This is a genomic window from Sphingopyxis sp. (genome assembly GCF_035686825.1).
GTDB lineage: Bacteria > Pseudomonadota > Alphaproteobacteria > Sphingomonadales > Sphingomonadaceae > Sphingopyxis.
This window is the reverse complement of the sequence record NZ_DASRYZ010000006.1, coordinates 716,842-729,988: the sequence shown is the minus strand read 5'-3', so window position 1 is coordinate 729,988 and position 13,147 is coordinate 716,842. Positions and strand designations below refer to the sequence as shown.

Here is a 13,147-nt window from a genome sequence, read left to right as displayed (position 1 = left end):
CGGCCATGGGAACATATAAAGAACAAAATCCGATTTCGTCATCCCGGCAAGGGCCGGAATCCCGATCTCGGCGGGGAAGCGATACGGCGAGATCCCGGCCTGCGCCGGGATGACGAAAGGATTATTCCATCAATCGCGGCATCAGTTCCACGAAGTTGCAGGGCTTGTGGCGGCTGTCGAGCTGGGTCGACAAAATGCCTTCCCATGCGTCGGCAACCGCGCCGGTCGAACCGGGGAGCGCGAAGATATAGGTGCCGCGCGCGACGACAGCGCAGGCGCGCGACTGGATCGTCGAGGTGCCGATCGTCTGATAGCTGAGCCAGCGGAACAGCTCGCCGAAACCAGGAATATCCTTGCCGTCGAGCCGGTTGAGCGCCTCGGGCGTGACATCGCGGCCCGTGAGGCCGGTGCCGCCGGTCGTGATGACGACGTCGACCTCGGGATCGTCGATCCAGTTGTGGAGGCGCGAGACGATCAGGGCGGTCTCGTCCTTGATGAGCGCGCGCGCGGCGAGGATATGACCGGCGCCGGTCAGAAGTTCCTCGAGCTTGTCGCCCGACCGGTCGTCGGCGGCGCTGCGGCTGTCCGAAATCGTCAGGAGCGCGATGCGGACGGGCCTGAACGCCAGGCTCTCGTCAATCTGCATTCGCGAAATCGCCGGCATAGGTCAGACGCGTGCGGTCCTTACCGTCGGGGAAGCGCGGCCATTTGCCCTGCGCGAGCGCGGCGCGACTGACCGACGGCTTGCCCTGCTGCGCTTCGTACATCCAGTAGTTGCGCAGGACGATGCCGACATAGCCGCGCGTTTCCCAATAGGGGATCGATTCCATGTAGAGCAGCGGATCGCCATTGTCGCGGATCTCGGTCTGCCAGCGTGCGATCGGCGCGGGACCGGCATTATAGGCGGCGATCACCTTGGGCAGCTGGCCGCCTGTCGCGGGATCGCGGCTGAGATATTGCAGATAACGCTGGCCGAGATCCATGTTCACCGCGGGGGTCTTGAGGTCGCCGAGTGCAGCGACTGCGCCTTCCCAGCGCACGATATCGCGCGCGGTACCGGGGCGCACCTGCATCAGCCCGGTCGCGCCCGCCGAACTCACGACGCCGCGCTGGAAGCGGGATTCCTGCAAGGTGTGGGCGAAGACCAGCGCCGGATCGACGCGCCAGCCACCCTTCGGCTCCCATTTCGGCTGCGGATAGCGGGCCTGCACGGCGGGCTTGCGGCCGTGCGGGGTGTTGTGGGCGAGATAGAGCTGTGTTTCGGGCAGGCTGAGCGCGCCCGCCATCGCGATCAACTGGGCATGCTGGTCGGAATTGCCGATCTGGGCCTGATGGCGCAGCGCCTGGCCCGCATAGACATCCTCGCCGATCTCGGCGAACGCCATCGCGATGCGAACATTGGGCAGATCCTCGAGCGCGCGCCACGCGCTGCGGTCCGCGCGGACATTCTCGCGCTGGATCGCCGCCTCGACGCCGAGCGATTCGGCGGCGAGCAGGCCGTAGAAGGTTTCCTGATTGGCCGCGGCGGAGCGCAGACGCGGCTGCACCAGGGCGGGCTGGCCCGCGGCGACCGCGGCGCGCGAGGCCCAATAATAAGCGGCGGCGCGCTGTTCGCTGTCGGGCGCTTCCTTGGCGACGCGGTCGAACGCGGCGAGCGCGGTGCGGTAATCGCGAAGCCGCCACGAGGCGAGACCCTGAACCCACGCGCCCTGCGTCGCCCAGGCGCCGCCGCCCTGCGTGCATGCGAGCGACAGGCGCAGCGCATTCTGATCGTCATTCTCGATATAATAGGACCAGGCGACCTTTTGCGTCCATTCGGCGCGCGCTTCGGGGCTGAGCTGGTCGATCGCCGCATTGAGCAGCATTTCGGCGCCCGCGGGATCGTCGTTCTTGATCCTGTCGGGGATCGTCGCGGCGAGGCGCGCGGCCGCCGGGTCGCTGACGCTGTCGGCGCCGAGCCGGCGCGGTGCGCTGCCCGCCCAGGCGAGGCGCGCTTCGAAGGGAAGCGTCGGCAGATCGGTCGCGCCCCGTTTCGTCGCGAGGCGGCCGAGCTGCGCCGCCTGCGGCAAATAGGGCGAGCGCGACAGGATCGGCATGATGTCGGCGACTTCGGCGCGCGGGCTGTTCGCGGCGGTCAGCAATTCGGCACGCAGGAAATCGGTGAGCGGACCGTTATCGGCGCTATCGAGCAGCGATTTGGCTTCGGACCAGCGCTCGCCGCGGAGCGCGGTGAGGACCTGCGTGTAAAGCTGCTTCTGCTTCGACGAAAGGATGTCGGGCACCGTCTGCCGCCCCGACGCGAAATCGCGGTCGCCGGCATCGGCGGCGAACGCCGGTGCGGCGGCAGCGAGCGAAAGCGCCATTACGGCGCCGGAGAGAAGGTTTCTGGTCATATTTTCCATCTGTCAACGTCCCCGGTTGAACAGTTTCAGGCTATCCCAAGCCGCCGCTTTCTGGGCGGGCCGGGCCAGCAACATCGCGGGATGCGCCACAGCCACCGCATCCATCTTGGCGCCATCTTGGTTAATATTCAGTAACCTTCCGCGCGCGTCGGGCAACGCCGTCGCGGTCGCCATGCGCGTGATGTCGCTTCCGATCAGCAGCAGGCGTTCGGGTTTGGCGAGCCGCAGATGATGCCACAGCAGGCGGTCGAGTTCGGCCGCATCTTCGCCGTCGCAGCGGCCCCCCGCGGGGCGCGTCACCGCGAGGCTGGCGACATAGCAGTCGCCGCGCGCGACGCCGATCGCTTGCAGCATCGCGTCGAGCAGCCGTCCGGCGGCGCCGGTAAAAAGCGTCTCGTCCCGCTGATCATCGATTTCGGGCCAGGCGGTGAGCAGCATCAGCGGCGCGCCCGCTTCGCCGACCGGAAGCACGCGTCGCGCGTCCCACTGGCTGCCGGGCACGTCGGCGCCGGTCGCCAGCCAGTTTTGAAATTCGGTCCAGTCGTCGGGAAATACGACCGGTCCCTTCGGTTCGATAGTCTCGGGCGCCTCCTGCCGCTGGAGCGCAGCGGGGAGCGGGAGCGGTTCGGGATCGCTATCGGGCGCGCGTTTGGGCTTGGCTGCCGCAGCGTCATTCGCCGGCGGCACGACGAGCCAGCCCGCGGGTTCCTCGCCGACAAGCGCATCGACGCCCGCCAGCGACCACCAGTCGCGGATGCTTTCCGCCAGCAACGCAGAGTTTTGCCCTCCCATGAAATTGTTTGAAACAGACAGTTGACGGGCGCGTCAATTGGCGGGCATCGCAATTCGTGACAGAATGAGCGCCGGACACGATGAATGATCGGCGCGGGGACGGCAGAAAGGTATTTGCGGTGAGCGAACGGGAATCGATGCCCTATGACGTGGTCATCGTCGGCGCGGGTCCGGCGGGGCTTTCGGCGGCGATCCGCCTGAAACAACTGGCGAATGAGGCCGGCAGCGAATTGTCGGTGTGCATCCTCGAAAAAGGGTCCGAAGTCGGCGCGCACATCCTGTCGGGGGCGGTGATCGACCCCAGGGCGCTCGACGAACTTTTGCCCGAATGGCGGACACAGGGCTGCCCGCTCGCCGAAGTGCCGGTGAACGACAATCAGCACTGGATTCTGACCAAGAACAAGAAATTCGGCCTTCCCGAATTCATCTCGCCCGGTTTCATGCACAATGAGGGCACCTATACGGGCAGCCTCGGCAATCTTTGCCGCTGGCTCGCCGAACAGGCCGAAGGGCTGGGCGTCGAAATCTTCCCCGGCTTTCCCGCCGCCGAGATCCTCTACAACGAGGATGGGTCGGTCAAAGGCGTCGCGACCGGCGATATGGGGGTCGCGCGCGATGGCAGCCACAAGGCCGATTACGCCCCCGGCCTCGAACTCCATGCCAAATATACCTTCTTCGCCGAAGGCGTGCGCGGCCATCTGACCAAGATGCTCAAGCCGCAATTCGCGCTCGACGCCGATTGCGAGCCGCAGGTCTATGGCCTCGGCGTCAAGGAACTTTGGGACATCGACCCTGCGAACCATGCCGCGGGGCGGGTCATCCACACGCAGGGTTGGCCGCTCGATCAGAACGCCAATGGCGGCGGCTTCCTCTATCATCAGGCGAACGGGCAGGTCGCGCTCGGCTTCGTGACCTGGCTCAACTACCGCAATCCGCACATCTCCCCCTTTCAGGAGATGCAGAAGTGGAAGACGCATCCCGCGATCGCGAAAATCCTGAAGGGCGGCAAGCGCGTCTCCTATGGCGCGCGCGCGATCAGCGACGGCGGGCTCCAGTCGGTGCCGAAGCTCGCCTTTCCGGGCGGCGCGCTGATCGGCGACGGCGCCGGCTTCCTGAACGTCCCGCGCATCAAGGGCACGCACACTTCGATGAAATCGGGGATGATGGCGGCCGAAGCGGCGTTCGCGGCGGTCACCGCGGGCCGGTCGAGCGACACGCTCGACGCATATCAGGCGGCCTTCGACGACAGCTGGGTCAAGAAGGAACTGAGCGTCGTGCGCAACGTGCTGCCGCTCGTCGAGAAATATGGCGACCTTGCGGGGACGATCCTGTCGGGCATGACGATGTGGCTCGAAACGTTCAAGATCAAAGTCCCCTTCACGATGAAGCATCATCCGGACAATGAGAGCCTCTATCGCGCCGACATCATGCCGAAACCGGACTATCCCAAACCCGACGGCGTGCTGACCTTTGACCGCCTGTCGTCGGTGTTCATTTCGAACACCAATCACGAGGAAGATCAGCCGGTTCACCTGCAACTCAAGGATCCGTCGATCCCGGTCGCCTATAATCTGCCGCTCTATGACGAGCCCGCGCAGCGTTATTGTCCCGCGGGGGTTTACGAGATCGTCGGCGAAGAGGAAGGCGATCCGAAATTCGTGATCAACGCGCAGAATTGCGTTCACTGCAAGACATGCGATATCAAGGACCCGACCCAGAATATCAACTGGGTCACCCCTGAAGGTGGCGGAGGCCCCAATTATCCGAACATGTAAGCCCGCGCGCTTCTTTCTGATCGCCGCCGCCGTCGCGGCGGCGGTGCCTGTGCATGCCGCCGACGATAGCGGTGAGGTCCTCAACGCGCTCGTGCGCGCGCGCTTGGCGGAAGAGGGCGGGGCGCCGGCGGCGGCGCTATCGGCGCTGGCCGCGGTGTCGAGCGTGGCGCCGGGGCTGCCCGGTATCCGCGGACGGATGCTCGAACAGGCGATCGAGGCGGGCGACTTTGATGCCGCGCGCTCCGCTGCGCAGAGCCTGTGGACGGCGGGCGATCGCCGTTTCGACGCGCAACTGGTGCTGATGGTCGATGCGATGCGCCGGTCGGACTGGGATGCCGCCCGCACCTATATGGCGGGGCGGGTGGACAAGACCGGCGCCGACACGATTGCGCGGTTGATCACGCCGACAGTGAATGCGTGGATCGACATCGGCGCGCGCAAGAAGTTTCCCGAGCAGCATCTGCTCGCGGTGAACAGCCCGACACGGCCCGAACCCGCGCTGACGCTGCAGGTCGCGCTCGTCCAGATCGCGGCGAAGCGCGCCGATTCGGCCGCGTCGCTGACCGACAGCATCACGCTGACCGACCGGACGAGCCAGCTCGTCGGGATGCGGGTCGCGGCAACGCTCGACAAGGCGGGCAAAAGCGACGCGGCGGGGCGGCTGCGCGGGCGGATCGCGCTGGCGTCGGGGCAGCGCGAAGACCCGATGCTGCTGCTGCCCGACCAGCCGGTTTCGACCCCGCGTGAGGGCGTGGCGCAATGGCTCGGCATTTTGGCCGACGGCCTTGCCCGGACGCCGAACGGCAGCGCGAAGCTGCCTTTGCTGTTCGCGCGTGCGGCCTATTGGCTCAACGACGAGGATTGGGCGGTTCGGGCCACGCTTGTCGAGGCGCTCGACCGCAACGGCCAGTCCGAAGATGCGATGGCGCTGCTCGATAGCGGGCGCGAGGAGCTGCCGGCGGTGCTGATGATGCGCCGCGCCGAATTGATGGCCGAGGCGGGCGACCTGACGGGCGCGGCGAAGCTTGCCGAGGCGGCCGCCAACGCGAATCCCGCGCGCGGGCTGCTCGTCCGCTTTGCCGACATCGCGCGGCGATCGGGCGACTCTGCGGCGGCGGGACGCGCTTATGAGCGGCTCGAGGCGGCGCTGGGCGCCGACGAAGGCGACAAAGCGCTGCGCGGCACCCTGCTGATCGCGCGCGCGGACCTGCTGTTGCAAGCGGGGAAGTGGGACGAGGCTCAAGCGCTGATGGAGCGGGCGGTGACGCTGCGGCCCGGCGACGCGTCGATCCTGAACTTCGCCGGCTATTCGGCGCTCGAACGGCGCAAGGACATCGAACAATCGCTGGCGCGGATCGAAGCCGCGTGGCGCCGCGAGCCGCAGAATGCGAGCATCAGCGATTCGCTCGGCTGGGCCTATTTCCTCACCGGGCGCACCGACGATGCGGTGAATCTGCTCGAAAAAGCGCAGCGCGGCGAGCCCGACAATGCGGTGATCGTCGAACATCTGGGCGACGCCTATTGGAAGGCGGGGCAGAAGTTTCGCGCGCGATATAATTGGCGCGCCGCGGCGCTGCTCGCCGATGCCGAGATGGCGACGCGGCTGACGGCAAAGCTGCGCGACGGGCTGACCCCCGCCACGACGGCGCCGTGACGGCGTTTAGCGAGACCGGCTGGGCCAAGATCAACCTCGCGCTGCATGTCCGGGCGCGGCGTCCCGACGGCTATCATGCGATCGAGACGCTGTTTGCCTTTGTCGACGGAGGCGATGCGATCGCGGCGGAGTTCGCCGACGCCGACAGCCTGACGATCGACGGCGAATTCGCCGACGGGCTAAGCGCGGGCAGCGACAATCTCGTGCTGCGGGCGCTGGCGCTGCTCCGCGACCGCTACGGCGCCGACCGGGTGCCGCCGCTCGCGGTGACGCTGACCAAGGCGCTGCCCGTTGCGGCGGGGATCGGTGGCGGGTCGGCCGACGCCGCGGCGATGGCGCGGCTGGTGCGGCGCCATTTTCTGCCCGAGATCGGCGACGTGACGCTGGCGCGAATTATGAGCCCGCTGGGCGCCGATGTCGCCGCTTGTGTGGCGAGCGAGACCTGTCTTGGTGTCGGCACGGGCGAAGAATTGAGCGCCGTGGCGGGGCTGCGGCTCGGCGGAACGCCGGTGCTGCTGGTCAATCCACGTCAGCCGGTCGCGACGGGCCCCGTGTTCGCCGCTTGGGACGGGATCGATCGCGGGCCGCTGTTCACCGGCGCCGAGCCGCGCGCGGGGTTGCTCGGCGCACGCAACGACCTGCAGCGCGCGGCGATCGCGCAGTGCCCGGCGATTGCCGACATTTTGCTCGAACTCGGTGCGCTGCGGCCTTGGCTGGCGCGCATGTCGGGTTCGGGAGCGACCTGCTTCGCGCTGTTCGACGCGGCGGCCGAGCGCGACGCGGCGGCGGCCTTGCTCGCGGAGCGGCATCCGGGTTGGTGGACGATGGCGGGAGCATTGAGGTGAGCGAAGCGTGGCGGCAGATCGGCGAAGCGCGCGCGGGCGGCCTGTTGCTGATCGCCGATCATGCGTCGAACCATGTGCCCGACGACATCGACCTGGGTATCGATCCGGCGCTGCTCTCGAACCATATCGCGATCGACATCGGCGTCGCCGAGGTCGCGGCGCGGCTCGTCGAAGCGGGCGCGGTCGATGCGGCGATCCTCGGCGGCGTGTCGCGGCTTGTCGTCGACTGCAACCGCGAGGAGGATGCGCCGGGGGTGCTGCCGATCGCGAGCGACGGCCATGCGGTGCCGGGCAATGCGCTGGAAGACGATGCGCGCGAGGCGCGGCTGGCGCGCTTCTTCCGGCCCTATCACGACCATATCGCGGCGACGATCGCGGCGGCGCGGCCCGCGATGATCCTGTCGCTCCACAGCTTCACGCCGTCGCTCGCGGCGCATCCCGATCAGGCGCGGCCGTGGCATGTCGGGGTGCTCTATAATGACGACGACCGGCTCGCGGGCGCGGCGATCGCGGCTTTGGAGGCCGAAGGGATGATCGTCGGCGACCAGCAGCCCTATTCGGGCAAGCTGCTCAACGCGACGATGAACCGCCATGCCGAAGCCAATGCCATCCCCTATGTCGGGATCGAGATGCGCCAGGATCTGGTCGGCGAGGCGCCGGGACAGGCGCTGTTCGCCGAGCGACTGGCGCGTATGTGCGAGAAAGTGGCGTTGAACATCGGCACATAGGCGTGTAGAGGCGCATTTGATCGCCATTTTATGAAATAATATTATCAGGAACTCTCCAAATGCCTTCTTATCGTTCGCGCACCACAACCCATGGCCGCAATATGGCCGGTGCCCGCGGCCTTTGGCGCGCGACGGGGATGAAGGACGATGATTTCGGCAAGCCGATCATCGCGGTGGTCAACAGCTTCACCCAGTTCGTGCCGGGGCATGTTCACCTGAAAGACCTCGGCCAGATGGTCGCGCGCGAGATCGAGGCGGCGGGCGGGGTTGCCAAGGAATTCAACACGATCGCGGTCGATGACGGGATCGCGATGGGGCATGACGGCATGCTCTATTCGCTGCCGAGCCGCGACCTGATCGCCGACAGCGTCGAATATATGGTCAATGCGCATTGCGCCGACGCGATGGTGTGCATCTCGAACTGCGACAAGATCACGCCGGGGATGCTGATGGCCGCGCTGCGCATCAATATTCCGGTGGTGTTCGTGTCGGGCGGCCCGATGGAGGCCGGCAAGGTGCTGCTGAAGGGCAAGGAGGTCGCGCTCGATCTGGTCGACGCGATGGTCGCCGCCGCCGACGAAAAATACACCGACGAGGAAGTCACCGCGATCGAGCGTTCGGCGTGCCCGACCTGCGGGTCGTGCTCGGGCATGTTCACCGCGAACTCGATGAACTGCCTGACCGAGGCGCTGGGGCTGTCGCTGCCGGGCAATGGTTCGACGCTCGCGACGCACGCCGACCGCAAGGAATTGTTCCTGCGCGCGGGGCGGATCGTCGTCGAAATGTGCAAGCGCCATTATGAAGAGGGCGACGACAGCGTGCTGCCGCGCAATATCGCGACCTTCGAGGCGTTCGAGAACGCGATGAGCCTCGACATCGCGATGGGCGGATCGACGAACACCGTGCTCCACCTGCTCGCCGCGGCGTTCGAGGCCGGGGTCGATTTCACCATGACCGACATCGACCGGCTGTCGCGCCGCGTACCGTGCCTGTCGAAGGTCGCGCCGGCGAAGAGCGACGTGCATATGGAGGACGTCCACCGCGCGGGCGGGATCATGGCGATCCTCGGCGAACTCGAGCGCGCGGGGCTGCTCCACGCGCACCTGCCGACGGTGCACAGCGCGACGCTGGGCGATGCGCTCAATAAATGGGATATCGCCCGCACGAATGACCCCGAGGTGCAGAAATTCTTCCTCGCGGCGCCCGGCGGGGTGCCGACGCAGACCGCGTTCAGCCAGGATCGGCGCTGGGACAGCCTCGATCTCGACCGCGAGGGCGGCGTGATCCGCTCGGCCGACCATGCGTTCAGCAAGGATGGCGGGCTCGCGGTGCTGTCGGGCAATATCGCGCTCGACGGCTGCATCGTGAAGACCGCAGGGGTCGACGAGAGCATCCTCAAATTCTCGGGTCCGGCGAAGGTCTATGAAAGCCAGGACGCCGCGGTCGCGGGCATCCTCACCGGACAGGTAGAGGCGGGCGACGTCGTCGTGATCCGCTACGAAGGGCCGAAGGGTGGGCCGGGGATGCAGGAAATGCTCTACCCGACGAGCTATTTGAAGTCGAAGGGCCTCGGCGCCGCCTGCGCGCTGATCACCGACGGGCGCTTTTCGGGCGGCACCTCGGGGCTGTCGATCGGCCATGTCTCGCCCGAGGCGGCCGAGGGCGGCACGATCGGGCTGGTCGAGAATGGCGATCTCATCAACATCGACATCCCGTCGCGAACGATCACCCTCGCGGTGGCCGACAGCGTCCTTGCCGAGCGCCGCGCCGCGATGGAGGCGAAGGGCGACGCGGCCTGGCAGCCGGAGAAAGCACGCCCGCGCAAGGTTTCGGTAGCACTTCAGGCCTATGCCGCGATGACGACGAGCGCCGCAAGAGGAGCGGTGCGCGACCTGTCGCAGCTGAAGGGCAAGGGATGAAGCGATTTGGGGGGGCATTGCTGACGCTGATCGCGCTCGCGGGCTGCGATCGTGCCCCGGACAATGGCGATCTCGCCGAGGCCGAAGCACGCGGGTCGCGCGAAGCCGCCGAGAATGGCCGTATCGAATGCGCGCTGGAAGGCGCGAAACTGTTCGACCGCACCTGCACCGTCGATGAAATGAGCGGTGCGGACGGCACGATCCTCGTCGTCGGGCGCGCCAATGTCGGTTACCGCAGGCTGCAGATCACCACTGACGGGCGCGGGGTCGTGTCGGCCGATGGCGCCGAACCGGCGAAGGTCAGCATCGTCGGTAACAATATGATCGAGGTCGCCATCGGGCACGACCGCTATCGCCTGCCGGCGAATACGGGCGGCGCGAAGTAGGCGCGTTCGCGCGATCGTGATAGGGCGGAGCCATGTCCGTTCCCGCCGACGCCCCGATCCTGACCAGCGATGCGATGCGCGAGGCCGAGGCGGCGTGCGCGGTACAGGGCACCTCGCTTTCGGAGCTGATGGAGCTTGCAGGCGCCGCCGTTGCCGATACCGCCTGGCGGATGGCGGCGGGCGCGCCGATCCTGATCCTTTGCGGCCCCGGCAACAATGGCGGCGATGGCTATGTCGCCGCGAGACTGCTCGCCGAACGCGGCGCCTCGGTGCGCGTCGCGGCGCTGGCCGAACCCGTGACCGCGCTGGCGAAGGCGGCGCGGGCGGGGTGGAGCGGCCCCGTCGAAACCCTCAATGGCCGCCTCGCGCCCGCTCCCTTGGTCGTCGATGCGCTGTTCGGCGTCGGCCTTTCGCGGCCCATCGCCGACGATCTTGCGGGCATCCTTGGGCATTTTTCCGACCGGCGCATATTGGCGGTCGACGTGCCTAGCGGCGTCGACAGCGACGGCGGCGCCGACTGGAGCCCGCCGCTTCGCGCTGATGTGACGCTCGCGCTGGGCGCATTGAAGCCCGCGCACGTCCTGCTGCCGACCGCGCCCGCCTGCGGCCGCGTCCTGCTCGCACCGATCGGCATATCGGCGAGCAAGACGATGCGGACGCTGCCGAGGACGCGGGAGACGCAACCCGAGGCGAAGGCCCACAAGTTCACGCGGGGCATGGTGCTGGTCTTTGCGGGACCGATGCGCGGCGCGGCGGGGTTGACCGCGGCGGCGGCGCTGCGCGCGGGGGCGGGCTATGTCGTGCTCGACGGCAGCGAGCGGGCGCCCTTTTCGGCGATCATCGCCGAAAGCGATGCGAAGTTCGGCGAGCGGCTCGACGATCCGCGCGTCGGCGCGGTCGTGATCGGGCCGGGATTTCCGGCGGGCGACGAATTGCTGTTCGACGTCGAGGCGGCGCTCGATTCGGGCAAGCCGCTCGTGCTCGACGCCGCGGCGATCGACGCGGCGCTGCCCCGCCTCTCCGAAACGCCGCGCAAGGCGATATTGACGCCGCACGAAGGCGAGTTCGCGCGCGCCTTTCCGCAAGCCTACGGCAGCAAGATCGACAAGGCCAAGGCCGCCGCGGCGCGTACGCGTGCGGTCGTCATCTACAAGGGCGCCGACACGGTGATCGCCGCGCCCGATGGCCGGGTGGTCGCGGCGTGGCCGGGGAGCCCCTGGCTCGCGACGGCGGGGACGGGCGACGTGCTCGCGGGAGCGTGCGGTGCGATGCTGGCGCGCGGCGGCGACGCGTTCGATGCGGCCGTGGCGGCAGTGGGCTGGCATATCGCGCAGGCCGCGCGTATAGGCCCCGGCTTGATAGCCGACGATCTGATAAGGGACTGACATGAGCGAAGCTGCGCTGATCGAGCGCATCGCCGCGCGCGGCGATGGCGTGACGGGCGACGGCCGCCATGTGGCGGGCGGCGTTCCCGGCGACCGTGTGCGCGACGACGGCATCATCATTCCGGGGCCAAACCGCACCGACCCCGTCTGCCGCCATTTCGGCAAATGCGGCGGATGCCAGTTGCAGCATGTCGCCGAACCGGCGCTCGCCGATTTCGTGCGCGACCGGGTTGTCGGCGGGCTGGAGGGACAGGATGTCCCCCATGGCGATGTGCGTCCCGCGCGTCTTTCTCCGCCGCAGAGCCGCCGCCGCGCCGCGCTGACCGCGCTGCGCACGGGCAAGCAGGTCGCGATCGGGTTCAACGCCGCGCAGAGCAACCAGATCGTCGACATGCGAATGTGTCCGCTGCTGCTGCCCGAACTGTTCGCGCTGATCGAACCCGTACGCGAATTGCTCGTGATGATCGCGCAGCCGCGGCGCCCGGTGAAGGTCAAGCTGCAAATGCTCGATCAGGGCGTCGAATTGATATTGGAAGGTGTGAAGGCCGAGGGGCTCGACGCCGCGATGGCGCTGCAGGATTTCGCCGGGACGCATAATCTTGCGCGCTTTGCAATCGATCAGGGCGAGGGGCTCGAAATCCTCTGGCAGCCCGAGCCGCCGACGATGCGCTTCGGCGACATATTGGTCGAAGTCCCGCCCTTTGCCTTTTTGCAGGCGACGGCAGCGGGGCAGGCGGCGCTGGTCGATGCGGTGGCCGAGGCGATCGGCGACGCCGGCGCGGTGGCCGACCTGTTCGCCGGCGTGGGCACCTTTGCGCTGTCGGTACAGGCGGAACGCAAAGTCTATGCGGCCGAGGGCGCGCGCGATGCGATCGCCGCGCTGACCGGCGCCGCGAACCGGGCGCGGGCGCTGGTCGCGACCGAGCATCGCGACCTGTTCCGCCGCCCGCTCGTTCCCGCCGAGCTCAATCGTTTCGGTGCGATCATCCTCGACCCGCCGCGCGCCGGGGCCGAGGAGCAGGTGAAGCAGCTCGCGGCGTCGACCGTGCCCGCGATCGCCTATGTCAGCTGCAATCCCGCAAGCTTCGCGCGCGACGCGAAAATGCTGGTCGAGGGCGGCTATGCGCTCGACTGGGTCCAGCCCGTCGGCCAGTTCCGATGGTCGACCCATGTGGAACTGGCGGCGCGCTTTTCGAAATAAATCGTCGCTCCCGCGAAGGCGGGGGCCGCCGCCGGCCTTACACTACATCTCCAGCGGCCC

At 67.7% G+C, this 13,147-nt stretch carries 11 protein-coding genes; 8 read left to right on the top strand and 3 right to left on the bottom strand.

What is annotated here, in order from left to right:
- Positions 1-121: 121 nt before the first annotated feature.
- The 3 genes from moaB to VFG17_RS16975 are packed head-to-tail and all read right to left on the bottom strand — an operon-like array spanning position 122 to position 3,173.
- A complete protein-coding gene (gene moaB / locus VFG17_RS16985; RefSeq protein ID WP_325030542.1) occupies positions 122-646 on the bottom strand; it encodes a molybdenum cofactor biosynthesis protein B in 525 nt (174 codons plus the stop codon).
- A complete protein-coding gene (locus VFG17_RS16980; RefSeq protein WP_325030541.1) occupies positions 636-2,393 on the bottom strand; it encodes a lytic transglycosylase domain-containing protein in 1,758 nt (585 codons plus the stop codon). Before VFG17_RS16980 ends, moaB begins: the two co-directional genes overlap by 11 nt.
- A 12-nt stretch (positions 2,394-2,405) precedes the next feature.
- Positions 2,406-3,173, bottom strand: coding sequence for a uracil-DNA glycosylase family protein (locus VFG17_RS16975; RefSeq protein WP_325030540.1), 768 nt, complete (start codon positions 3,171-3,173; stop codon positions 2,406-2,408).
- A gap of 140 nt (positions 3,174-3,313) precedes the next feature.
- Between VFG17_RS16975 and VFG17_RS16970 the strand changes: the two genes are divergently transcribed.
- Genes VFG17_RS16970 through VFG17_RS16935 form a run of 8 tightly spaced genes read left to right on the top strand, consistent with a single transcriptional unit; the run spans position 3,314 to position 13,087 of the window.
- The gene (locus tag VFG17_RS16970) at positions 3,314-4,969 is read left to right on the top strand and encodes an electron transfer flavoprotein-ubiquinone oxidoreductase (RefSeq protein WP_325030539.1); all 1,656 of its coding nucleotides are present in this window, start codon (positions 3,314-3,316) and stop codon (positions 4,967-4,969) included.
- A 43-nt stretch (positions 4,970-5,012) separates the two neighbouring features.
- Positions 5,013-6,623: a tetratricopeptide repeat protein gene (locus tag VFG17_RS16965; protein ID WP_325030538.1), complete on the top strand. Its 1,611-nt coding sequence runs from the start codon at positions 5,013-5,015 to the stop codon at positions 6,621-6,623.
- The gene (locus tag VFG17_RS16960; protein ID WP_325030537.1) at positions 6,620-7,468 is read left to right on the top strand and encodes a 4-(cytidine 5'-diphospho)-2-C-methyl-D-erythritol kinase; all 849 of its coding nucleotides are present in this window, start codon (positions 6,620-6,622) and stop codon (positions 7,466-7,468) included. The genes VFG17_RS16965 and VFG17_RS16960 overlap by 4 nt, the downstream gene beginning before the upstream one ends.
- Complete coding sequence (locus tag VFG17_RS16955) at positions 7,465-8,196, top strand: N-formylglutamate amidohydrolase (RefSeq protein ID WP_325030536.1); 732 nt, start codon at positions 7,465-7,467, stop codon at positions 8,194-8,196. Before VFG17_RS16960 ends, VFG17_RS16955 begins: the two co-directional genes overlap by 4 nt.
- A gap of 59 nt (positions 8,197-8,255) precedes the next feature.
- On the top strand, positions 8,256-10,115 hold the full coding sequence (ilvD, locus tag VFG17_RS16950) for a dihydroxy-acid dehydratase (RefSeq protein ID WP_325030535.1): 1,860 nt from the start codon (positions 8,256-8,258) through the stop codon (positions 10,113-10,115).
- Positions 10,112-10,501, top strand: coding sequence for a hypothetical protein (locus VFG17_RS16945; protein WP_325030534.1), 390 nt, complete (start codon positions 10,112-10,114; stop codon positions 10,499-10,501). Before ilvD ends, VFG17_RS16945 begins: the two co-directional genes overlap by 4 nt.
- A gap of 32 nt (positions 10,502-10,533) precedes the next feature.
- Positions 10,534-11,886, top strand: a complete 1,353-nt coding sequence (locus tag VFG17_RS16940) for an NAD(P)H-hydrate dehydratase (protein WP_325030533.1) — start codon at positions 10,534-10,536, stop codon at positions 11,884-11,886.
- 1 nt (position 11,887) lies between these two features.
- Entirely contained in the window at positions 11,888-13,087 is a 1,200-nt protein-coding gene (locus VFG17_RS16935) for a class I SAM-dependent RNA methyltransferase (RefSeq protein ID WP_325030532.1), read from the top strand.
- The last annotated feature ends 60 nt before the right edge of the window (positions 13,088-13,147 follow it).